Source organism: Erythrobacter sp. NAP1, from assembly GCF_000152865.1.
Taxonomy (GTDB): Bacteria; Pseudomonadota; Alphaproteobacteria; order Sphingomonadales; family Sphingomonadaceae; genus Erythrobacter.
Genome location: NZ_CH672390.1, coordinates 25,663 through 48,429, shown reverse-complemented (window position 1 = coordinate 48,429; position 22,767 = coordinate 25,663). Strand labels below are relative to the sequence as shown.

Annotated in this window: 20 protein-coding genes and 1 tRNA gene; 14 read left to right on the top strand and 7 right to left on the bottom strand. The window is 62.7% G+C overall.

Annotation, left to right across the window (positions count from 1 at the left end):
- The first annotated feature begins 70 nt into the window (after positions 1-70).
- From NAP1_RS00215 to NAP1_RS00205, 3 genes are all read left to right on the top strand, one after another.
- Complete coding sequence (locus tag NAP1_RS00215; protein WP_040464559.1) at positions 71-799, top strand: ParA family protein; 729 nt, start codon at positions 71-73, stop codon at positions 797-799.
- 14 nt (positions 800-813) lie between these two features.
- Positions 814-1,437, top strand: a complete 624-nt coding sequence (locus NAP1_RS00210; RefSeq protein ID WP_007163179.1) for a hypothetical protein — start codon at positions 814-816, stop codon at positions 1,435-1,437.
- Positions 1,438-1,506: 69 nt separating this feature from the next.
- Complete coding sequence (locus tag NAP1_RS00205) at positions 1,507-2,973, top strand: SPOR domain-containing protein (protein ID WP_050750393.1); 1,467 nt, start codon at positions 1,507-1,509, stop codon at positions 2,971-2,973.
- Between the two features lie 390 nt (positions 2,974-3,363).
- Here NAP1_RS00205 and NAP1_RS00200 read toward each other — a convergent pair whose 3' ends face one another.
- Together NAP1_RS00200 and NAP1_RS00195 are read right to left on the bottom strand one after the other, a co-directional pair.
- Positions 3,364-4,599 carry a dihydroorotase family protein gene (locus NAP1_RS00200; protein WP_007163177.1) on the bottom strand — a complete coding sequence of 412 codons (1,236 nt, stop codon included), beginning with the start codon at positions 4,597-4,599 and terminating at the stop codon, positions 3,364-3,366.
- The gene (locus tag NAP1_RS00195; RefSeq protein WP_007163176.1) at positions 4,596-5,624 is read right to left on the bottom strand and encodes an aspartate carbamoyltransferase catalytic subunit; all 1,029 of its coding nucleotides are present in this window, start codon (positions 5,622-5,624) and stop codon (positions 4,596-4,598) included. Before NAP1_RS00195 ends, NAP1_RS00200 begins: the two co-directional genes overlap by 4 nt.
- Positions 5,625-5,756: 132 nt before the next feature.
- Between NAP1_RS00195 and sppA the strand changes: the two genes are divergently transcribed.
- Entirely contained in the window at positions 5,757-7,646 is a 1,890-nt protein-coding gene (gene sppA / locus NAP1_RS00190) for a signal peptide peptidase SppA (protein WP_007163175.1), read from the top strand.
- A gap of 106 nt (positions 7,647-7,752) precedes the next feature.
- Positions 7,753-7,827 (top strand) — tRNA-Val (locus NAP1_RS00185).
- A gap of 14 nt (positions 7,828-7,841) precedes the next feature.
- Here NAP1_RS00185 and NAP1_RS00180 read toward each other — a convergent pair.
- Together NAP1_RS00180 and NAP1_RS15720 are read right to left on the bottom strand one after the other, a co-directional pair.
- Positions 7,842-8,243: a hypothetical protein gene (locus NAP1_RS00180; RefSeq protein ID WP_007163174.1), complete on the bottom strand. Its 402-nt coding sequence runs from the start codon at positions 8,241-8,243 to the stop codon at positions 7,842-7,844.
- Between the two features lie 47 nt (positions 8,244-8,290).
- A complete protein-coding gene (locus NAP1_RS15720; protein ID WP_162013453.1) occupies positions 8,291-9,841 on the bottom strand; it encodes a caspase family protein in 1,551 nt (516 codons plus the stop codon).
- Positions 9,842-10,269: 428 nt separating this feature from the next.
- On the opposite strand from NAP1_RS15720, the gene NAP1_RS00170 reads away from it, so the two are divergent.
- From NAP1_RS00170 to NAP1_RS00155, 4 genes are read left to right on the top strand one after another with little or no spacing between them, the layout of a single operon-like run.
- Complete coding sequence (locus NAP1_RS00170; protein WP_007163172.1) at positions 10,270-11,481, top strand: acyl-CoA dehydrogenase family protein; 1,212 nt, start codon at positions 10,270-10,272, stop codon at positions 11,479-11,481.
- Between the two features lie 4 nt (positions 11,482-11,485).
- A complete protein-coding gene (locus tag NAP1_RS00165; protein ID WP_007163171.1) occupies positions 11,486-12,589 on the top strand; it encodes an acyl-CoA dehydrogenase family protein in 1,104 nt (367 codons plus the stop codon).
- Between the two features lie 3 nt (positions 12,590-12,592).
- Positions 12,593-14,461: a beta-galactosidase gene (locus NAP1_RS00160; RefSeq protein WP_007163170.1), complete on the top strand. Its 1,869-nt coding sequence runs from the start codon at positions 12,593-12,595 to the stop codon at positions 14,459-14,461.
- Positions 14,462-14,516: 55 nt separating this feature from the next.
- On the top strand, positions 14,517-15,251 hold the full coding sequence (locus NAP1_RS00155) for a hypothetical protein (protein ID WP_007163169.1): 735 nt from the start codon (positions 14,517-14,519) through the stop codon (positions 15,249-15,251).
- Here NAP1_RS00155 and NAP1_RS00150 read toward each other — a convergent pair.
- Positions 15,229-15,906: a Fe2+-dependent dioxygenase gene (locus NAP1_RS00150; protein ID WP_007163168.1), complete on the bottom strand. Its 678-nt coding sequence runs from the start codon at positions 15,904-15,906 to the stop codon at positions 15,229-15,231. The genes NAP1_RS00155 and NAP1_RS00150 overlap by 23 nt on opposite strands.
- Before the next feature lie 84 nt (positions 15,907-15,990).
- Between NAP1_RS00150 and NAP1_RS00145 the strand changes: the two genes are divergently transcribed.
- Positions 15,991-16,758, top strand: a complete 768-nt coding sequence (locus NAP1_RS00145; protein ID WP_007163167.1) for a hypothetical protein — start codon at positions 15,991-15,993, stop codon at positions 16,756-16,758.
- 76 nt (positions 16,759-16,834) lie between these two features.
- On the opposite strand, the gene NAP1_RS15715 is transcribed toward NAP1_RS00145, so the two are convergent.
- Positions 16,835-17,227, bottom strand: a complete 393-nt coding sequence (locus NAP1_RS15715) for a hypothetical protein (RefSeq protein WP_007163166.1) — start codon at positions 17,225-17,227, stop codon at positions 16,835-16,837.
- Between the two features lie 140 nt (positions 17,228-17,367).
- Between NAP1_RS15715 and serS the strand changes: the two genes are divergently transcribed.
- Genes serS through NAP1_RS00125 form a run of 3 tightly spaced genes read left to right on the top strand, consistent with a single transcriptional unit; the run spans position 17,368 to position 20,528 of the window.
- The gene (gene serS, locus NAP1_RS00135) at positions 17,368-18,648 is read left to right on the top strand and encodes a serine--tRNA ligase (protein ID WP_007163165.1); all 1,281 of its coding nucleotides are present in this window, start codon (positions 17,368-17,370) and stop codon (positions 18,646-18,648) included.
- The gene (gene surE, locus NAP1_RS00130; RefSeq protein WP_007163164.1) at positions 18,648-19,412 is read left to right on the top strand and encodes a 5'/3'-nucleotidase SurE; all 765 of its coding nucleotides are present in this window, start codon (positions 18,648-18,650) and stop codon (positions 19,410-19,412) included. The genes serS and surE overlap by 1 nt, the downstream gene beginning before the upstream one ends.
- Before the next feature lie 12 nt (positions 19,413-19,424).
- On the top strand, positions 19,425-20,528 hold the full coding sequence (locus NAP1_RS00125; protein WP_007163163.1) for a TrkA family potassium uptake protein: 1,104 nt from the start codon (positions 19,425-19,427) through the stop codon (positions 20,526-20,528).
- Between the two features lie 134 nt (positions 20,529-20,662).
- Here the strand turns inward: NAP1_RS00125 and NAP1_RS00120 are convergent, their stop codons facing one another.
- Positions 20,663-21,061 carry a DUF1761 domain-containing protein gene (locus NAP1_RS00120; protein ID WP_007163162.1) on the bottom strand — a complete coding sequence of 133 codons (399 nt, stop codon included), beginning with the start codon at positions 21,059-21,061 and terminating at the stop codon, positions 20,663-20,665.
- Positions 21,062-21,170: 109 nt separating this feature from the next.
- On the opposite strand from NAP1_RS00120, the gene rimO reads away from it, so the two are divergent.
- On the top strand, positions 21,171-22,571 hold the full coding sequence (rimO, locus tag NAP1_RS00115; protein ID WP_050750392.1) for a 30S ribosomal protein S12 methylthiotransferase RimO: 1,401 nt from the start codon (positions 21,171-21,173) through the stop codon (positions 22,569-22,571).
- Positions 22,572-22,767 lie beyond the last annotated feature (196 nt).

Sequence of the window (22,767 nt, the reverse complement as noted above, 5' to 3'; positions counted from 1 at the left end):
TCTGCGATCCATCCTCTTCAAGTGTCGCATTTGGGCGGCGCAGATGGTCACAAACCAGGGGGACCGAGCGTTGCGTGTACTCGCTTTGGCATCGCAGAAGGGCGGATCGGGAAAAACGACCCTTTCCGGACATTTGGCTGTACAGGCTCAGCGCGCTGGCGCCGGTCCGGTCGTACTTATTGATATCGACCCGCAAGGCTCGCTCGCCGATTGGTGGAACGAGCGCGAAGCGGAATATCCGGCATTTGCGCAGACCACCGTGTCGCGACTTGCAAACGATCTCGCCGTTCTGCGTCAGCAGGGCTTCAAGCTTGCAGTGATCGATACGCCCCCTGCCATCACCATGGCGATCCAGTCGGTGATCGGTGTGGCAGAGCTTATCGTCGTCCCGACCCGCCCAAGCCCGCACGACCTGCGCGCTGTTGGCGCAACGGTCGACCTGTGCGAGCGTGCCGGCAAGCCGCTGGTCTTCGTGGTCAACGCCGCGACGCCCAAGGCAAAGATCACGTCAGAGGCAGCCGTCGCGCTTTCGCAGCACGGCACCGTTGCACCGATCACGCTTCACCACCGCACCGATTTCGCCGCATCGATGATCGATGGCCGCACGGTCATGGAAGTCGAGCCCGAAGGTCGCTCCGCAGCCGAAATCACGGCGCTGTGGAAGTACATTTCCGACCGGCTCGAGAAGAATTTCCGCCGTACCGTCTTTGCAGCACCGGGCACGGGCCCAGGTGCAGCCAATTCGCAAGGCGGCGTGCATCGTCCCGGTGGCGGCTTCGGTCGCCGGGTGGCCCAGTAAGGGAGCGCTGAGCGATGTCCGAAGCCAGCTTCGCCTCGCTTGGACCGACTTTGCTCGCACGCAAGGGTGGAGCAAAGCCCGCCATGCGTCCGCAACTCGCCCCCCTTCCCGAGATGGTCGAGCCTGAACAGCTCGAAGATCTGGGCTGGAACGACATGGGTCAGGATGACGACGACGCATCGCAGGACGGTGCGAACATCGTCTCGATCAACCCCGCGGCAGCACCTGACGCGGAAGCCAAGGCAGACAACGACGTCGAGAGCCCGCTCGTCCACCGTCAGCAGCGCGATCTCGCGGACCGGATCCTCGCGGATGCGGCGACCGGCAGTGTCCGTGAAGAGACCATTGAAGAATCGCTGGTTGAGCAGGCACCTGCCAAGGCGCCAGTCAAACTCAAGGCTGCCAAGCCCAAGGCAAAAACCAGGAAGTCGGCAGCCAATGCCCGCCGCGCAGCCTTTACCCTGCGTCTCGACACCGAACGTCATCTCAAGCTTCGTCTCGCTGCGACCATGCAGGGTGTGAGCGCGCAATCGCTCGTCACTCAGGCGCTCGATTCGATGCTGTCGGAAATCGAAGACCTCGATGCCCTCGCCCAGAAGATGGGCAAGCAAATGGGCACGCAGCTCAAGACAACCTGATTTTTCAACGAAGACCCAACCCATTCAACCAAGCCGCAGACAAACATGGTTAAATTGAAGGAAACCAACATGGCCAGCCGTAACCAAGCATTTACCGAAAGCGCCTCAAGCGGCCGCAAGCTCGGCCTCTTTGTCAGCACCGCGCTGGCCAGTTTTGCTTTGGCAAGCTGCGCCGGGACCGCGCCACCTGCACAGGCGTCCTTCGCCAAGGCTCAGGCTGCGCTGGAAGCGGGCAAGGTCGATCATGCCATCACGCATGCCGAGGCTGCCGTTCTCGCCGAACCGCGCAATCCGGGCTATCGTGCGATGCTTGGCGCAGCCTATCTTGAAGCCGGTCGATTCCAGTCTGCAGCGACCGCATTTGGCGAATCGATCGAGCTTGGCGAAAGCGATCCGCGCACCGTCCTCAGCTATGCGCTGGCAAAGGTTGCAACCGGCGAGAACAGTGCAGCCCTCGCCCAGCTTTCGGCTTTCGAAGATGGTATTCCGCCCGCTGATCTTGGCCTTGCGCTTGCGCTTGCAGGACAGCCGGATCGCGGTGTGCAATATCTCATCAATGCCGTGCGTCAGGGCCACAACAGCCCGAAGGCGCGCCAGAATCTCGCCTACGCCTATGCACTTGCTGGCAACTGGCCCGCAGCGCGCGTGATGGCGGCAGAGGACGTGCCGGTTGACCAGATCGAAGCTCGCATGGCTGAATGGGCAGAGACCGCTCGTCCGGAAGATTATCAGGTGCGCGTGGCCACGTTGCTTGGCGTAACCCCGGCTTACGACACCGGCCTTCCGCAAAGCCTTGCCCTGTCGAACTTCCCGGCCATGGCGACCATGGTTGCCGAAGCCGAAGAACAAGGCGATTTTGAAGTCGTCGAAACTGAAGAAGCACCTGTCGCGGTCGCCTCAGCCGAGCCTGCCAGCGACGTTCCGCTGCCATTCGGTATCGCGGGTATCGACACCGTAAGCTTTGAAAGCGATCCGGTCGTGCAGTCGGTTGATCCCGATGAAGGAGCAGCCGCTCCGGTCCGCGTCGCAGAGGCTCCCAAGCCCGCTCCTTCGCCGACCACCGCCGCTCCTGCGCCGGTCCGCATGCCTGCGGTCGCAGCGGCACCGTCACGCGGTGCGCCGCGTTTCGTATCGAACGCGGTTGTCCAGAACGTTCCAGCCGCAGCTGAGCGCACGCCCGCGCGCGCTCCTCAGGCAGCGCCCGCTCCGCAGCAGCGCCGCATGGCGGTTGCCAGCGGTTCGGCAGCCACTCACCTCGTCCAGCTTGGCGCATTCGACAGCCGCCAGGTTGCCGAGAACAAGTGGGCGCAGTTCCAGCGCCGCTATCCCGACCTCAAGGGCCGCGACGTCGTGATCACCGAAGCGCTGGTCAACGGCCGCACCTACTTCCGCGTGGCTGCCGCCGGTTTCGGTTCGCGCAGCGCCCGCTCGATGTGCAACACGCTCAAGGCAGGCGGCACCGGCTGCTTCGCTTACTCCGCATCGAACCCGCCAGCAGGCGCGGTCGATCGCGGCGTGCGGATCGCCGCTCGCTAAAGATTTTTCTCATCCTCTCTTGATTGAGAGCTTCAGCGAAACTTGCCCTCGGAGCCTTCGGGCTCCGGGGGTGATTTTTGTGTGGCCGCGGAACCAGGCGCTTCGACACCAGCGGTGTCGCAAGGGCGACCGCCCGTCCGCAGGCGCCCGTAGCGAAGCGAAGGAACAGCGCCGAGGATGATCGCCCGGATGGGCGATCTCAGAGCATGGATGCTGGTTTTCCTACTCTGCGCCCGATCTGTACAAGACAGCCCATCACGCAGCGCAAATCGCGGGAAATCGAAAGCTGATCGGAAAGTCACACCTCCTACAAGCATTGTGTCTTTATATCAGAGACTTACTTCCAATCCCGTTTTTCCAAACCACCCACTTGCGTGGTCCAACCGCAGCTCAAAGCTCGACCAAAACACCGCCCTTGATAAGCGCCCTCACCCGCCCCTGCGCGCCTTGGCGGTCGAAGGGCGTGTTGTCGGCAGTGGCTTCCATCTTGGTTCGGTCGACAAACCAGGGTGCGTCGGGATCGATCAGCGCGACATCGGCTTCGCGTCCGACCTCTAACGCTCCCGCCTCAACGCCGAGCAGCCTCGCCGGATTGGCGGCGAGCAGATCAAAAGCGCGGCCCAGGTCGATCACCTCATCGCGCACCAGCCCCAGCACCATGGCGAGCAGCGTCTCGGCCCCCGCCATGCCGGGAGCCGCATCGGCGAAGGGGAGCCGCTTGTCCTCTGGCCCTCGCGGGTCGTGGCCGCTCAAGATGACATCGACCGTCCCATCTGCGATCGCAGCGCGTGCGGCCTGGCGGTCGGCCTCGCTGCGCAGGGGCGGCGAGAGGCGCGTGAATGTGCGGAAGTCGGCTGTCGCGAGGTCTGAGAGCATGAAATGCGCAGGCGTTATCCCGCAGGTCACGCTCACGCCGCGCGCCTTGGCTGAGCGCACGAGGTCGAAGCCCGCTGCCGTAGTGACCTGTCGGAAGTGCACCCTCGCCCCGCTCATCTCGGCAATCGCGATGTCGCGTGCGAGCGCCAGGGTCTCTGCTTCGGCAGGTGCGCTCGGCAAGCCGAGGCGCGTTGCGACCTCGCCTGCGGTCGCAGCAGCCTCGCCCGCGATCCCGCTATCCTCGGCATGGGCGACCACGACGAGGCCCAGCATCGCGGCGTACTGGCACAGGCGCAGCATGACGCCGCTATCGGCAATCCACTTGCGCCCGGTCGCCACACCGCGCGCGCCCGCATCGCGCATCAGTGCAATCTCGGCGAGTTCGGCCCCTTCGAGCCCGCGTGTCGCGGCGGCAAGCGGATGAACCCACAGATCGGGCTTCCCGCTCTTGGCAATGTAGTTGACCCGGCTCGGATAATCGAGCGGCGGGGACTGGTCAGGCATCAACGCTGCGCGCGTGATGCCGCCGAAATGGAAGGCGGGCTTGTCGACCGCGAATACGCCGAAATCGACGATGCCGGGCGCAATTAGCTTGCCCTTAGCGTCGATCACTTCGTCGCCATCGCGGGCGCTGACGTCAGCGCCCACAGCCTCGATCAGGCCGTCGGCCATGCGCAGTGCGCCCGCTTCGACGCCGCCGGGTGTGACGAGCTTGCCGCCTGTGATGGTAAGTGGCCGTGCCTGCTTCATGACCAGCCCTCCACACCGCGCGCGCTTCGCGTCAGCACGTCGAGGCAGGCCATGCGGATCGCGACCCCCATCTCCACCTGGCTGGTGATGATCGAACGGTCGAGCATATCGGCAACGTCGCTGTCGATCTCGACACCCCGGTTCATGGGGCCGGGATGCATGACGAGCGCATCGGGCGCCGCGCGCTTCAGCCGCTCCCGAGTGAGGCCGTAGAGATGGTGATACTCGCGCGCCGAAGGGATGAACTGACCCGCCATGCGCTCCGACTGGAGGCGCAGCATCATCACGACATCGCTGCCGTCGAGGGCTGCGTCAAAGTCGTGGAAGGGCTGCGCGCCCATCGCCTCAACCCCTCGCGGCATCAGCGCAGGGGGGGAACACAGGCGCACACTTGCCCCCATCGCCTGAAGGCACAGGATGTTGGAGCGTGCGACGCGGCTGTGCAGGATATCGCCGCAGATCGTTATGGTGAGACCGGTAAAGTCAGCGAGCGCATCGCGGCTGCCCCGCCCTTGCTGCGCCAGAGCTTCGCGCAAAGCCAGCGCGTCGAGAAGGCCTTGCGTCGGGTGTTCGTGCTGACCATCGCCTGCGTTCAAGACCGGGCAATCGACCTTGTCCGCGATCAGCTGTGTCGCCCCGCTCGACCCGTGGCGGATCACGATGGCATCGGCGCGCATGGCGTTCAATGTGATCGCCGTGTCGATCAGCGTCTCGCCCTTCTTCACGCTCGACTGCGCGGCATGCATATTGACGACATCCGCACCCAGCCGCTTGCCCGCAATCTCGAAGGACAGGAGCGTACGGGTCGAGTTCTCGAAGAAGGCGTTGATGATAGTGAGACCGGAAAGGAGCTCGGTGTGCTTTGTGCGCTGCCGGTTCAGCTCGACCCACTGTGCCGCCTGATCGAGAAGATAGAGGATCTCATGCCGTTCAAGCTGGCCGATGCCGGTGAGATCGCGATGCGGAAAGGCGAGCCGACCCGCGGGAAAGCGGTCAGCTGCGCTCGAAGTTGGCGTGTTGTCCATCAAAGCCACGCCCTTAGTCGAGTGCTATCGAACGCTCAACCCATCACGCATGCGGTTCCCCATGGAACTTTGCGTCCATCCAGCCTACCTCAGTCGTAACTGGGACACGCAAGACAGGGAAACGCAGACGCAATGAGCTTTATCGGCAAGGCATGGAAAGTCATCGTCGGGATCAAGGACGCGATGGTCATCGTGTTCCTCCTGCTGTTCTTCCTCGCCCTTTTCAGCATCCTGTCGGCCACTCCCAATCCCGGCCAGGTGCGCGAAGGCGCGCTCTACATCGACATGTCAGGATATGTCGTCGAGGAACGCGCTGCGGTCGATCCCGTGGCAACGCTACTCAGTGGCCGTGCGCCGCCTGTAGAACTGCAGGCCCGCGACCTTGTCCGTGCACTCGACGCAGCAGCGGGCGATGATCGCATCAAGGCGGTCGTTATGGACATGAGCGCCTTCGTCGGCGGCGGTCAGGTGCACATGCAAGCTATCGGCGAAGCGATGGACCGCGTGCGCAAGGCCGACAAGCCGGTCCTCACTTACGCGGTCGCTTATGGCGACGACCACATGCACCTTGCAGCGCATGCGAGCGAAGTGTGGGCCGATCCTCTTGGCGGGGCGATTATAGCAGGGCCGGGCGGCGCAAACCTCTATTACGCAGAATTGCTCGACAAGCTGAACATCAACACCCGCGTCTACCGCGTGGGCGAATTCAAGTCGGCGGTCGAACCCTATATCCTCAACGGTCCGTCCGACGCCGCGCGCGAAAACCGCGAGGCGCTTTACGGCGCGCTGTGGGAGGAATGGCAGGCGAATGTGAAGAAGGCCCGCCCATCGCTCGATCTCGACCGCGTGATCGGCGATCCGGTGGCATGGGTCGAAGCGTCATCGGGCGACCTTGCAGAAGCTGCTCTCGAAGCGGGGCTGGTCGACAACCTCGGAGACTCCGTCGAGTTCGGAACCCGCGTTGCAGAGATCGTCGGCGAAGACACCTCGACCAAGAAACCGGGCACCTATGCCAAGAGCGACCTTCGACCCTTCCTGGCCGATATCGGCAATGGCGATTCCAGCGGAGAGATCGCGGTCGTGACTGTTGCAGGGACCATCGTCGATGGCGATGCAGGTCCGGGCGCAGCAGGCGGTGCGCGGATCGCAGGCCTTCTCAACGATGCGCTCGCCACCGATGACATCAAGGGCCTCGTGGTCCGGGTTAACTCGCCCGGCGGATCGGTCCTAGCCTCGGAGGAAATTCGCCGCGCGGTCCAGCGCTTCCGCGACAAGGACATCCCCGTCGCCGTCTCCTTCGCCAACGTCGCTGCGAGCGGTGGCTACTGGGTCGCAACGTCGAGCGACCGTATCTTCGCGCAGCCCGAGACGATCACTGGTTCCATCGGTGTCTTCGCCGTTATCCCGACCTTCGAGGACGCAGCCGCAGAGATCGGTGTCAATGCAGAAGGTTTTCGCACCACGCCGCTGTCGGGTCAGCCCGACCTCATCGCGGGCCTCTCACCCGAGGTCGATGCGATCCTCCAAGCGGGCGTTTCGGATACTTACAGCGACTTCCTCACCCGCGTAGCCGAAGCGCGCGGACTGACTGTCGAGCAGGTCGATACCATGGCGCAGGGCCGGGTCTGGGACGGCGGCACTGCGCGCCAGCTTGGTCTTGTCGACCAGTTCGGCGGACTTCAGGATGCTATCAACTGGGTGGCCGAGAAAGCCGAACTGGAAGAAGGATCGTGGAGCGCGCGGTTCCTCGGCTCGCAGGAAGCCAGCTACGATTCCCTCATTCGTCAGCTGATGACTGACACGTCAGCGCCTGCCGCGAATATCGGCTCGGGCGATCTGTTCTCGCTCGCCGCACACCAGCGTGAGGCGCTTCTGGGCCAGATCACGCGCGATGCTCAGCTGCTTGCCGGGACACGAGGCGTACAAGCCTATTGCCTCGAATGCCCCAGCGAAGCGCGGCCCATGACATTGCGCGAGCGAGGCAGCTTGTTTGAGCTCGTTGGAGCGTGGCTGGGCCGCTAGGGTCGGCAGGCCGAAGCTCGCTAAAGTGAAGCTTGCAATAGCGCCTGCGCCACAGTAAACGCCCGCCCCTGTCCAAGCGGCTTCACCAGCCCGCTCAAGCACGGACGGGCGCGTAGCTCAGTGGTAGAGCACACCCTTCACACGGGTGGGGTCGCAAGTTCAATCCTTGCCGCGCCCACCACTCCTCAACGAGCGCTAACGCCCTGCTTCAGTATCGCGGTGATAGGTTTCGCCGGTGTTCGGTCCTTGGATATCGTAAGCGAACCAAGCGCCCGCGGCGTAGTCGTATAGCTGTACCAGGCCGTCCTCGACATGAGCGGAATAGTCGCTCGCGCTCGCTCGATCGTGACCCTTTGCCTTGTCGCCGACGATCTCGAATGAAACGTGGGTCTTCTCGCCCTCATCGTACAATTCGGGGAGCGTCCCGCCGAACCTTACGCCTCGCTCGCCATCGAAGCCTTGCAGCCGATTGCCTCGGCATTCTGCTGCGATCTTGAGATTACGGCGCGAAGTGTGATCGTAGATGCCGGCAACCGTCTTGCCGGTGATCGCGGCGAAGGTGGATGCGGCTATGATTGCGCGGGTGTAAGGTTGCATTGCGCCTGTTGGCACCAGGATAGTCGGAAGATCAATACTGGGCCGTGTCAGCGGCTTTCGGAAAAGCTGAAGGTTTCGAGCAGCGAAGACGAATCCCACGGCACCTGGTCCCCGCTGGTCATCTCGACGACCTGTCGCCTGACCTCCCGAAATGTGACCTCGATTGGCCTGTCAGGGACCAGCATCTGGGTCGCGAGAGCCTCTGCAAAGGGGCTGTGAATGCCTCCACCGTCTGCCGCCGTGCTTCCCGGCGAGGTGGAATAGGCAACGAAGCTGCCATTGGGCGTTTCCATGCGCGCCAGCCCCCGCAGGCCATTCCTAGTGCGGCGGCGCAACGGCATGTTGCGGCAGGCATCCAGGATCACGATGCGGGTTGAGATGTAAGCCTCTTCCATCTGCGCAAGGATCGCATCGGCTGACACCGCTTCGAGCTCAAGATCGCTTTCGGAATCGACGACCGAGCCGACAGGGATGAGGAAGTTCGCGCCCTTGGATTGCACCCCGTGTCCTGCATAATAGAACAGGCCCGTTGCGTTCTCACCAGCCGCAAGCAGGCGATCACCCAGGCGGCGGACGGCTTCTTTCATCTGCCTTTGCGTTGCGTCGGTGAGTATCTCGACATCGAAACCCAGGCTGCGAAGCGTGGCTCCGATCAGCACCGCATCGTTCACGGGATTGGAAAGCGCTCCCATGGAGCCTGCATATTGCTCATTGCCAATGACGAGCGCGATCCGCGGGCCGCTCGCTTCCATGATCGCAAGCTCGATCTCCTCTTGGGTGGATGCGCCCGGCCCCTGAGAAAGCATCCTGCCGCGGCCGGGAACGGTGGGCGATCCGCGCGAAGCGCTTGCCCTGTTGCCCGCGATCTGGGCTTTCTTTGATGGCGTCGACTGATTGGAGATTACGCGCTCAGGCGCGGTCTCCCGAGGCACTTGCTGTGACGCAGCCGGAGGCGGCGGATCGGCTCTTGCCATGCGCACGGGGGGCCGCGACTGGACTGGCGCAGATCCTTGAGCCTGAGGCATTCGACCAGCAGAAGACGTGCTTCGCTCGGCCGGTGTACTTTGAGCCAATACAGCTTGCTCGGTGGGCTGTGCCGGTTCGGAGACCGGCGTTTGCCCTTGTGGCTGTGAGGATTGCGCCACCTGCGCAGACGATTGAGCCTCGCCTGAAACCGGCAGTCCCCGCTGCGCAAGCAACTGCCTGTGCGCTGCCATGTCGCGCTCATACTGCTGCTGCTGGCGCTCGATCTCAGCGACTTCGGCGCTATGACCCTGTAGCTCGCGCTCGTACTCGCGCTCCTTGCGTTCGGCTTCTGCGACTTGAGCGTTGTATTCCGACATCGCGTCATTGAACGTGTTGACGCGGTTCGCGTTCATTTCGTTGATGGCTCGGGCGTAGACTATGCCCTCTTCCCCGACGATGCATTGCTGGATGTCGCGCTCGATCTTTTCAGCGCTTTCGTCCGTCGCCTGACCTGTAATCCTTGCGCGGCAATCGGTGCGGGCGCGGGCCATGCGAGCATCGATATCGATGCCTTCATCGCGCAGCATCTGCATCATTGCCGTGATGCCGATATCGGCTGCGGAGGGCTGCACGACCCGGGCGCCCTGCTCTCGTGTTCCAGCATCACCTTCGCGCACAGGTGTACCGCCAGCCTGCGCTGCAGCCAGCGCAGGTACAAGGCCAAGCGCTAAGGCCCCTAGAATTGACAAGACTGACACCCGGTTTGACGCCATAATTCCCCCCGAAACGCGTCGCTCAAACCGACGTAAACGATCAAAACAGCGAGTCAACACGGCCGGACGGGCACTAAAGGCCCAGAACGGGACAATATTACGTGCGAAAAGAAGCGGAGGACCCGCTCAATGAATGCGCGACAAAAGGCTGGTTCAATCCGGGCGGCGATGCCTCCGCGATATTCGAACGCTGCATTACACCGACAAGCCAACATACGCTTTGGACTTGCCTAAGCGCGCCCTTCGTTCATGGTAAGAAGCTCAAACTGAGACGAGAGAGACACCTGATGAATGTCGAGTTTTCGCCAGAGCTCGAAGCCTTCCGGCGCGAGGTCGCGGAGTTCTTTGCCACCGCGCCGACACCCGCCATTCGCGAGGCGGGCCGGAAGACGACAAGCGTTTTTGCACCCTTCGATCAGTGCATGGCCTGGCATCAGATCCTGTACCAAAAGGGTTGGGCTGCGCCGCATTGGCCCAAGGAATATGGCGGGACAGGATGGAGCGTCGAACAACGCTTCATCTTCGCAGAGGAGTACCGAAAGGCCGACCTGCCCCCGCTCCTGCCGCAGAGCCTTGGCATGGTGGGACCGCTTCTGATCGATCTTGGGACCGAGGAGCAGAAAGCGAAATACCTGCCGCCGATCCTGAAAGGCGAAGATTTCTGGGCACAAGGCTATTCCGAACCGGGATCGGGGTCGGATCTCGCTTCCCTCAGTTGCCGCGCGGAGGCGGATGGCGACGATTACATCATCAACGGCTCGAAGATCTGGACGACCTACGCGCACCACGCGAACCGCATGTTCATGCTCGTGCGGACCAGCACCGACGGCAAGAAACAGGCTGGCATCACCTTCCTGCTGCTCGACCGAATGGACTATCCCGGCATGGAAGTGCGCCCGATCTACGGCCTCGATGGCTTTCCCGAACAATGCGAGGTCTTCTTCGACAATGTCCGCGTTCCGCAATCAGGCCGCGTGGGCGAGGAGAACCAAGGCTGGAGCGTCGCCAAACACTTGCTGAAGCACGAGCGCGGTGGCGGCAATGCGGCGAGCCCGACCCTGATGCGCTATCTTGAGCGCGCGCGCGAAGCCGCTGGACAAACGCCCTCGCCATTTGGCGGGATGCTGGCCGACGACCCGGTGTTCCAGCGCGATTTTGGAGAGCTGGAGGCCGATGTCATCTCGCTCAGCCATCTCGAAAAGCTGGCGATCAGCGGCCACGAGATCGCGCGCGACCCGGCATTCCCTTCCATGAACAAGACGATCAATTCCGAACTTATCCAACGCGCCAGCGTTATGATGAGCAGGGTATCGGGCGTGGGCGGCCTCGCCCGCCAGTTGGAAGCTTTACGTGTGGGATCGAACGTCGAGCCGCAGGGGAGCGAATTCGACCTCATCACCATGCCGCTCTACCTCAACAGCCGGGCGACCACGATCTATGCGGGATCGAACGAGGTCCAACGCGACCTGATCGCGCGCAGCCTTGCGGCGGGAGCCTGAGCCGATGGATTTCAGCTATTCGCAAGAACAGGTCATGCTCACCGACAGCGTCGCGCGTTATCTTGAGAAGAACTATGATTTCGATACGCGCAAAGCGCTCGTCGCATCCGATGCGCCTTGGTCGGCAGATGTTTGGGGGCAGTTTGCCGAGCTTGGCTTGCTCGCCCTCCCCTTCAGCGAGGAGCACGGCGGGCTTGGAGGCTCGATCAGCGATCTCGTCGCGTTCACGAGGAGCTTCGGCAAACACCTCGTCGTCGAACCTTATGCCTTCGCAATCATGCTTTCCGGCGCTGCGCTTGCGTCGAGTGCGAATCCCAAGGCGGCGGAATGGATCGAGAGGATCGTGAGCGGCGAAGCCATCGCAGCGTTCGCGTACGAGGAAGGCAACGGCACCGCATCACCCGGCATGATTGCGACGAGCGCTGGCGTTGACACTGATGGTTTCGCGCTGTCCGGCGAAAAGCGGATCGTTATCGCAGGCGGCGATGCAGACGTGCTTGTCGTTGCCGCGAAACATGAAGCCTCCGGCAAGCTCGCACTGTTCCTTGTCGATGCGAATGCGGACGGCCTTTCGATATCACCCTACACCACCATAGACGGGCGCAGTGCAGCCAACATCCGCTTCGACGATGTCCAGATCGGCAAGGATGCAGTCCTGATCGAGGATGCTACCGACACGCTCGAGCGCATCGTCGCGCAGGCGATCATCGTCCTTTCTGCCGAAGCGCTTGGCGCTATGGGCGCCTTGCTCGAAATCACCGCAGATTACGCGATGACGCGCAAGCAATTCGGCCAGCCGATTGCCATGTTCCAGGCGATCGCGCACCGGCTTGCCGACATGAAGATCGCCTACGCCAAGGCGATGTCCACGCTGACCTATACGACTGCGCTCGCCAATTCGGGCGCTGCCACGGCTCGCGATATCCATGTGCTGAAGGGCCAATTGGGCAAACTGGGGCGCGAAATCGGAGAGTCGGCGATCCAGGTGCATGGCGGCCTTGGCCTCACCGATGAGTTGAACGTCGGGCACTACCACAAGCGCCTGCTCGCTTATGATGCGATTTTTGGCGATCACGACTACCACCTTCGCAAGCTGGGCCAGCGCTGAACCATGGATCTTGGCGTTTGCTACTATCCCGAGCACTGGCCGGAAGAACGATGGGCGCTCGACGCGGCCCAGATGCGCGAAACTGGTCTTACCCGCGTTCGCATCGGCGAATTTGCGTGGAGCCGGATCGAGCCTGAGCCGGGGCGCTTCGACTGGGACTGGCTCGACCGCGCGGTCGAAACCCTGCACGAAGCGGGCCTCGGCATCATCATGGGCACACCCACCGCAACGCCTCCGAAATGGGTGGTCGACCAGATACCCGACATGGTGGCGCTAGACCTCGAGGGCAAGCCACGCGGGTTTGGCTCGCGGCGGCACTATTGCTTCAGCCATGCCGGATACCGGGCCGAGGCTGCTCGCATCACGCGCGCTGTGGCGGAGCGATATGGCAAGCATCCCGGCATCGTCGCGTGGCAGACCGACAACGAATATGGCTGCCACGATACAGTGCAGACCTTCTCGCCAGCAGCCCGCGATGCGTTCCGCGTCTGGCTGGCGGATCGCTATGGAAGCATCGAGGCGCTCAATGCGGCCTGGGGCAATGTCTTCTGGAGCATGGAGTATCGCAGCTTCGAAGAGATCGAACTGCCCAACCTCACCGTGACGGAAGCCAACCCTGCGCATTGGCTGGCCTTCCGCCGCTTTTCGTCCGACCAGGTGATCGCCTTCAATCGCGCACAGGTTGATATCCTGCGCGAGTGCTCGCCGGGGCGCGATATCACGCATAACGCGATGGGATTCTACACCGGCTACGATCACCACGACCTTGCCGCCGATATCGACGTGCTGGGGTGGGACAGCTACCCGCTCGGCTTCCTCGAAATGTTCCGCTTCTGCGAGGAAGACAAGCGAACCTACGCGCGTCAGGGCCACCCGGACATCGCCGCATTTCATCACGACCTGTATCGCGGAGCGGCGATCGACGGGCGCTGGAGCGTGCTGGAACAGCAGCCGGGGCCAGTGAATTGGGCGCACTACAATCCCGCGCCTTTGCCCGGCATGGTCAAGCTATGGACGATGGAGGCCTTCGCGCACGGGGCGGAGATGGTGAGTTATTTCCGCTGGCGGCAATTCCCAAGGGCGCAGGAGCAAATGCATGCGGGGCTTCTTCGTCCCGATGGCGAGCCTGCCCCGGCACTGGCCGAAGCGCGCGAGGCCGCTGAAGCGCTCTCCGAATTTCAGGGCCTCGACAAACAAGCGACGCCGAAGCACGCGGCAATCGTCTTCGCCTACGATGCAGAATGGATCACGCAAATCCAGCCGCAGGGTCTGGGGCGTTCAGCGCTTTGGGCGGCGTTCGCCTGCTACACGGCGCTGCGCAGGCTCGGGCTCAACATCGACATCATCTCGCCGAATGCTGATCTTTCTGACTATCCCATGGTCGTCATTCCCTGCCTTCCGATTGTTCCCGACGCTCTGGTCGCGGCGCTGGAAGAGTATGACGGCGAGATCGTGATCGGTCCGCGCACCGGCAGCCGAGACGACGACTTCGGCATCCCGCCAAACCTCGCGCCGGGAAAGCTGGAGCCGCTGGTCGGTGGCACGATCACGCTGAGCGAGAGCCTGCCCGACAAACTCGACGAGCGCGGATCGCATGGCGTCACAGGCGGGTGGTACGATTACTATTCGGGCGAGGCCGAGGCCGAGATGGAAGGCGAGAAGGACCAGGTCCTTTGCTGGAAGCATGGCAAGGTTCGCCTATGCACCACCTGGCCCGATCGCAGCGGATTTGCGAGCGTCCTTGAACGTGCAGCCCGCGATGCGAAGCTGCCTGTGCAACAAATGCCCGAAGGCATTCGCGAACGTCAGATCGGCAACATCATCGTGCGTTCGGACTACCTCAATGCAAAGACCAGTTGGCGCGAGGTGTAGGGCCCGGTCATAAATCGCTTCGAATAGTGTCCAGAAAACTGTACATGTCGGGTGTATGCACCTGTTCGAGATCCTCGTCGTCCTGCACGTGATCACCGGAGCGACCGGGCTCATCGCGTTCTGGGTACCGATCGCGACTCGCAAGGGCGCGATGAACCACAGACGCTGGGGGCGCATCGCCTGCTACGGTTTCATGGGCGCAGGCGCGCTTGCCGTCGCCATGGCGCTGCTCTCGCTCTACGGCCCTGAAGAGCGCATCCCGTCGGTCACCGACCGGGTTCTGTTTGACGGGTTGTTCGGCTGGATGATGCTCTATCTCGGCCTGCTTACCATCGGGTTCGCCGATTACGGGCTCGCTGTCGTGAAGCATGGCCGTGATCGCACGCAGCTGAGGCGCTTCCGCTACCAAGTTGTGATCGCGGCAGTGATCCTTTCGGCACTGCAATGCGGCATCTATGGCGCGCGCATCGCAGAGGTGCTGATGATGGCGGTCGCACTGCTCGGCATAATCGCGATGAGCCTGCAACAGCTATTCATCTGGCGCAGTGAAGTGCCTTCACCCAAGTCCTACGTCGGCGAGCATTTTCGCGCACTCATCGGCATGGGTATCTCGGCCTACACCGCCTTCATGTCGGTTGGACTGATCCGCTGGGTTCCCGAACACGTCTTTAACCCGCTGATCTGGGCCGGCCCCAGCATCGTGGGTGTCAGCCTCATCATCTGGTTTACCTTGAAGACCAAGCGTCCTCACGCAAGGCCAGCCAGCGCTAAACCTGCCCCCACATCCTGAGCAGGTTCGCGATCGTCTTGTCGATCGTGAGCAGTTCCGCCGATCCGCCCGGCAGTTTTTGTCGCAATGTGGTGCGAAGGTTTTCCAGATCGAACAGCATTTCGCGCTGATGATCGTCGCGGATCGTGCTTTCGATCCAACCGACAGCCACGATCCGGGTGCCGCTGGTGACGGGTCGCACTTCGTGGATGCTGGTTGAGGGATAGAGGATCAGCTCACCCGGCTTGCCCTTTATCGACTGAGTCATCCCTGCGGTGTGGATGACCAGTTCGCCGCCCTCGTAGCTTTCCGGATCGCTTAGGAAGAGCGTGAACGAGATGTCGGTGCGCATTCGGGCGTTGCCGGTGCCCATGATTGCATTGTCGACATGCGCGCCATAGTGCCCGCCATCCTCGGTCTTGCTCACCATCGGATTCGAAATGCGACGGGGTCTTGCCGCTGCCTTTACGACCGCGTTCTCCGCGATCGTTGGCCCCAGCAACGCGCTGAGATCGCGCCACGCAGTGTCGCTCATGACAGCCTGCGAATTGCGCTTCACCTCGCGCGCCACCGCACCTGCGGTTGCGCGGCCATCCTGCCATGTAAGCGCGCCGAGCTTGCCGTCAATTTCAGCGAGTTTCACCTCGTCAGTGATCGCAGCGATGCTGAGGATCATGGCAGCCGTCCAATGATGATTTGCACTTGCCCCCTCCACGATTATGGCATGACCAGACCATGCGATAGAGTCGGAGAAGGTTCAATGAAAGTCGAGATGAAGACCTGGGGCGCGCTTGGCCTTGCGACCGTTTTGGTCGGCGCAGGGCTTGCCGGATGCGGCGGTGAGGCTGGCGAAGGCGGCGAAGCAGCACAGGTTGGAGAGGCTGGTAGTGCAGGCGAAGGCGGCGAGGCCGGTGAAGGAGGCGAAGGTGGAGAGGGCGGCGAAGCCGGCGCTTTGCCCGTAGAGCAACGACTCGTATTCATGGCAGGCCATGTCGAGGCAGGCCTTGCGCTCTATCGCGCTGGTGAGAACGAAGCGGCTGCGCCTCACCTTCTGCACCCCGTGTCAGAAACACATGCCGATGAGAGAGCGGGTCTGGATGCGCTGGGCTTCGATCCTGCGCCCTTCGAGGAGGTGTCGGCAGCGCTCGAAGCGGGCCGTCCCGCTTCCGAAGTCGAACCGCAGCTCGCCGCTGCCGAAGCCAATCTTGAAACCATGCGCGAAGCTGCCGGGGGCGATCCGGCAGCGCAGATCCGTTTTCTCATGGATACCGCGAGCGAGGAATACGCAATCGCAGTGACTGACGGAGCGATCACCGACCCGGCCGAATATCAGGATGCATGGGGCTTCGTCACGGTCGCGCGCCGCATCGCCGACGATCTCGATGCGCCGGGTGCTGCTTCGGTGCGCGAGACGCTTGACCAGATGCTGGGCCTGTGGCGGGAGGACGGGCCGTTTCCCAAAGGCGAACCCGCGCCTGCCGGTCAGGTCTCCGCGCTCGCATCGCGGGTGCAGCTCGACCTGCCCTGAGCTTCGGCCACAGATACACAAAGCGCGAGCCGGGCGGGGACCGGCTCGCGCTACTGCATTCGGTTTTTGGTCGGGATTAGTTGGTCGGGACAGTCGGCATCCCGATACCGCCACCATTCACCAACGGTGCGGGCGGTGAACCGGCCATGTCGGCCTTGCGGCTGCGCGAGGTGCTCTTCGCCTTGCTCTTCGTTTTCCGGGCGGGCTTGGTCTCGGGCAGTGCATCCATGCTCTCGCCGTCGATGCTTGTGCCTGCAATCTGCACTTCGCTTTCGCGAGCGCGTTTGTCGTCGCGGTACTTCTTCAAGAAGTAGCCGCCTGCGCCGACAGCCAGCATTGTAGGCAGGCTCATCCGCTTCAGCGCAAACGGGATTGCGCTACCCAGCAGCGCGCCTGCGGTTCCGCCTGCGATGGGGACTTGTTTGGTGACTTGCGAGCCGACGAGGGCTCCGATGACGTTCCTAAGCATGTGAGTTCTCCTTACCCCTCATTAATGGCGACGCAGCGCGAAGGTTCCGTTTTGCTTTCAAGCGGTTCGGCGGACCGTTTTGCGATTGCGGTAAACTCGCCCTTTTCATCGCGAGGGCGACAAGGCATAGGCTGGCGCCCATGCACGATATCCGTATGATCAGGGACAATCCGCACGAGTTCGACGCCGTCATGGCGCGGCGCGGGCTTGAGCCGGTTGCAGCGCAAATTCTCGCACTCGACGAGGAACGCCGCGCGCTCACGACGAAGCTCCAAGAGGCGCAGAGCCGCCGCAACGAAGCCTCGAAAGCCATTGGCGCGGCGATGGGCAAAGGCGACAAGGACGCTGCCGAAGCGCTGAAGGCCGAAGTTGCGCAGATCAAGGCCGACATGCCCGCACTCGAGGAGAGCGAGCGCGAGGTCGCAAAGCGGCTCGATGACATGATGCTCGCTTTGCCGAACCTTCTCGACCCGTCGGTTCCCGATGGCGAGGATGAGGACGACAACGTCTACCTGCGCGAATGGGGTGAGAAGCCAAGCTTCGTTTTCGATCCGCAAGAGCACGCTGACATTGCGCCTGCGCTCGGCATGGATTTCGAAACCGCCGCCAAGATTTCCGGTGCGCGCTTTACGTTCCTGCGCGGCGATATGGCGCGGCTGCACCGGGCGCTTGGCCAATTCATGCTCGACAACAACACGCGCGAGCATGGCTTTACCGAATGCAACCCGCCGCTTCTGATCAACGAAGAGGCGGGGTATGGAACGGGACAACTCCCCAAGTTTGGCGAAGACCTGTTTCGCACAACCGACGGGCGTTTGCTGATTTCGACGTCCGAAATGGTGCTTGGCAATTCCTTCCGCGAACAGCTGTTTGCCGAGAGCGATTTTCCGATGCGCCTGACAGCGCTCACGCCCTGCTTCCGCAGCGAAGCAGGCGCAGCGGGCCGCGACACGCGCGGGTTTATTCGCCAGCACCAGTTCGAAAAGGTCGAGATGATCGTTGCCTCCTTGCCTGAGAAGGCCGAGGAGGAGCTCGATCGCATCACCGCCATCGCAGAAGGCATCCTGCAAAAGCTCGGTCTGCATTACCGCGTCGTCGCGCTGTGCTCCGGTGACATGGGCGCGGCGATGATGAAGACCTATGACATCGAGGTGTGGCTGCCGGGCCAGGGCGCTTATCGCGAGATCAGCTCGTGTTCCAATGGCGGCACGTACCAGCCGCGCCGGATGAACGCACGCTATCGCCCGGAAGGCTCCAAGAAGAGCGAGTACTTCCACCTTCTCAACGGCTCCGGCCTTGCGGTGGGCCGCACGCTGGTGGCGCTCATTGAGAATTACCAACAGGCCGATGGCAGCGTGCTGGTGCCCGAAGCGCTCGCTCCCTATATGGGCGGCGTGACGAAGCTGGAACCTGCCGCCTGATGCGTATCCTCCTGACGAACGATGATGGCATACGCGCGCCGGGGCTCGAAGTGCTTGAGGCGATCGCGCGCGAGTTTACCGACGACATCTGGATTTGCGCTCCTGACGAAGAGCAATCGGGCATGGGCCACGCGCTTACGCTCACGCGCCCCGTGCGCCTGCGCAAGCATGGCGAGCGGCGCTTCTCGGTCACGGGCACGCCAACCGACAGCGTCACCATGGGTCTTCGCAAGGTCGTCGATGCAGCGCCCGACCTCATCCTGTCAGGCGTCAATCGCGGCGCGAACCTTGGCGATGACATCACCTATTCGGGCACCGCTTCGGCAGCGATGGAAGGCGCGCTTGCGGGCATTCGCTCGATCGCGCTGAGCCAGGTCTATGCCCGCAACGGAGCAGCGGACGAGGACACCTTCCGCGCTGCGCTTGCTTGGGGCAAGCGTGTGATCGAGCCGCTGCTCGATGCGCCGATGCCGGATCGTTCGCTCATCAACGTCAACTTCCCGCCGCTCGCCGCAGAGGACGTCAAGGGCATCCGCGTCGTGCGTCAAGGCTTCCACGACTATGCCCGCGGCACGGTTGTCGAAGGACGCGACCCGCGCGGCTTCCAGTACTACTGGTTCGGCCTCGACCCGATCGAACACACGCTCGACCACGGCACCGATCTTGAGGCAATCGACGACGGCTTCGTCTCGGTCACGCCGCTGCATCTCGACCTGACGCATTACAGCAGCCTCGACACTCTTGCATCGCGGTTCGAGGGCTGATTCAAGAGGCTCATGGCGAAGCGCGAACCTCAGACGACGATCTCGAACCAGCGGGGCAGGCATCCGGTGCAAAAGCGGCTCAAGCCGCTGAGGCGTGCAGTCAAGCTGCCGGTCTGGGGCGACCTGTCGATCCGACTTGGCGCCGCATTGTTCCTCATCTTCATCGTCGTCATGATCCATTGGTGGGACCGCGACGGCCTGGTCGACAGCGTCGATGGGGATGTGAGCTTCCTCGATGTGGTCTACTTCACCATGATCTCGATCACGACCACCGGCTTTGGCGACATAGCCCCGGTCACGGACAGCGCGCGGCTCAAGGAAGCGATCATCGTCACCCCGATCCGTTTCGCGGTGTTCTTCATCTTCGTGGGCACAGCCTACAACTTCATCATCAAACGCAGCTGGGAGAAGTGGCGCATGGCCCGTATCCAGGAGAAGCTTTCGGATCACGTGGTCGTCCTCGGCTATGGCGTGTCGGGTTCGCAAAGCGTCGAGGAACTCATCGAACGGGGAACCAAAGCCGACGACATCGTCGTGGTCGACCCTAGCGAGGAGCGTCTCAAGGAAGCCGAGAAGCTCGGCGTCAACGTGATTGCCGCCGATGCAACCCGAGACGAGACGCTGAAGGCCGTCCGCGTGTCGATGGCTAAGAACGTGCTTGTCTCGGCAGGCCGCGACGACACCTCGATCCTCATCGTGCTCACCGTTCGCCACCTCGCTCCCAAGGTGCCGATCAGCGTGGTGGTGCGCGCCGACGACAACGAACTGCTGGCGCGGCAGGCGGGTGCAAACAACGTCATCAACCCGGTGCGCTTCACCGGTCTCCTTCTCGCAGGCTCCGCCAACGGCCCGCATATCGCCGACTACCTCGCCGACCTCGCTTCGGTTTCGGGCCGCGTTCACCTTGTCGAGCGTGTTGTGACCGAAGAGGAATGCGGTTGCTCGATCACCGAGCTTTCGACCGGCGGCAGGGGCCTTCGCGTCTATCGCAATGGCCGCGCCATCGGCTTCTGGGAGGAGGAGTGCCAGAACCTCCAGCCCGGCGACGTGATCGTCGAGATCGTGCCCTCGACCAACGGCAATGGGAACGGCAACGGCAACGGCAACGGCGAGTAGTGTTGTCTTGCGCTCACCCATCCGGGTGAGCGTCCTCGCTAGACGCGCAGCAAAGCTGCGCCCGCTGCGGGCGGCCGGTCGGCCTTGCGAACCCCGACGGGTTCGATCCACCGCTGACCAATAGGATCACCGGCTTACAAGAACAACAAGAACACCCCGCCCATCGCCGCCATGCCCGCGATGAAGTGGCCTGAGTCGATTGCGAACAGCATCCCGCTCTTTCGCTGGTAAAGGTAGTTGATCCCGACCGCCGGGATCATCACTCCGACCGCGAAACCGATCGACATCATCATCACCACATGTGGCTCTGGCGAAGTGCGCGCGATCAGGTGCCACAGCACCATTGCGATCAGCATCTCGAATGCGAATGTCAGCCCGAAGATGAGAGCCATGTTGCCGCCCTGTACGTCTTCGTCCGACATGCCCGCCGCGCGCTGCCACGCCTTGCCGAACAGCACCCCGTACCAGATCGCTCCGACCACGAAGAACGCCGCCGCGCCCGCAAGCACCGGCCATAATGCGAAATCGCCCATCTCTCTTCTCCCCTGATCGACCCGGTGCACTTGGTAGCGCGATGCGGCGATGTAGGAAAGCTGCACACTCTGGCACTTCCTCAACATCCGGTGTAAGGGCGCGGCCATCATGACAACTGCCACCACGACCCCCCGTCAATTGGCGGACGCCAAGCGCGTCGGCATGGTCTCGCTCGGCTGCCCCAAGGCGCTGGTCGATTCCGAGCGTATCCTCACCCGCCTGCGCGCAGACGGCTATGCGATGAGCGCCGATTACGCGGGCGCCGACGTCGTGCTGGTCAACACCTGCGGCTTCCTCGACAGCGCCAAGGAAGAGAGCCTTGCCGCCATCGGTGAAGCCATTGCCGAGAACGGTCGCGTTATCGTGACCGGCTGCATGGGCGATGAGGCCGAGGCGATCCGCGCCGCTCACCCGCAGGTTCTCGCCGTCACCGGCGCGCACCAGTACGAGCAGGTCGTCGAGGCCGTTCACGAACACGCCCCGCCATCGCAGGGCCCGTATATCGACCTCATCCCGCAGCCAGACGTCAAACTGACGCCGCGCCATTACAGCTATCTCAAGATCTCCGAGGGCTGCAATCACTCCTGCGCCTTCTGCATCATCCCGCAGCTGCGCGGGAAGCTCGCCAGTCGCCGGATCGACGCGGTGCTTCGCGAGGCGGAGAAGCTGGTCGCGGCAGGCACGAAGGAGCTGCTGGTCATCAGCCAGGACACCAGCGCCTACGGCGTCGATACGCGGCACGAGGCGAGGCCGTGGCCAATGGGACAGGACACGCGCGAAGTGCGCGCGCACATGACCGACCTCGCCCGTGAGCTTGGCCAACTGCGCACCGCTGAAGGCAAGGCTCCGTGGACGCGGCTCCACTACGTTTACCCCTACCCCCACGTCGACAAGGTCATCCCGCTGATGGCCGAGGGACTGCTGACGCCCTATCTCGACATCCCGTTCCAGCATGCGAGCCCGAACGTGCTCAAGGCGATGAAGCGTCCGGCGAACGAGGCCAAGGTGCTCGAACGCCTCAAGGGATGGCGCGAAATCTGTCCCGAGATCGCCGTGCGCTCCAGCTTCGTCGTCGGCTTCCCCGGCGAGACCGAAGACGACTTCAAGTACCTCATCGACTGGCTCGAGGAAGCGCAGCTTGACCGCGTCGGCGCGTTCCGTTTCGAGCCCGTAGAAGGCGCGGCGGCGAACGACCTGCCGAACCCCGTGCCCGAAGAGGTCAAGGAAGAGCGCTACGCCCGTCTCATGGAAGTGACCGAGCGCATTTCCGCCGCCAAGCTCGCAGCCAAGGTCGGCAAGACCCTGCCCGTCATCATCGACGATGTGGGCGAACCCGATGAGGACGGCGACATTGGCGCAACCGGACGAAGCCAGGCCGACGCGCCCGAGATCGACGGTGCGGTTTACCTGCGCAATGTACCCGAAACGCTCGAACCCGGCGCGATCGTTGACGTCGAGGTTGAAGACGCCGATGCTCACGACCTTTATGGCGTGATTACAGACGTTTAGGCGAGAAGTGGACCGCATGTTACACGGTCCAGGGGCAAAACCCGCTCTTGTGTCACCTTGGATGCGAAAAGTGTCACCTTGCAGTGTGAAGTGTGACTTTGAGCGCTCAGGTGTCACTTTCACACCAGGCAAGTGTCCAGAACAAATGGGGCGCGCGACTGCCATGCAAGCTGCCCTATCAAGCGCGCGGCGAGTA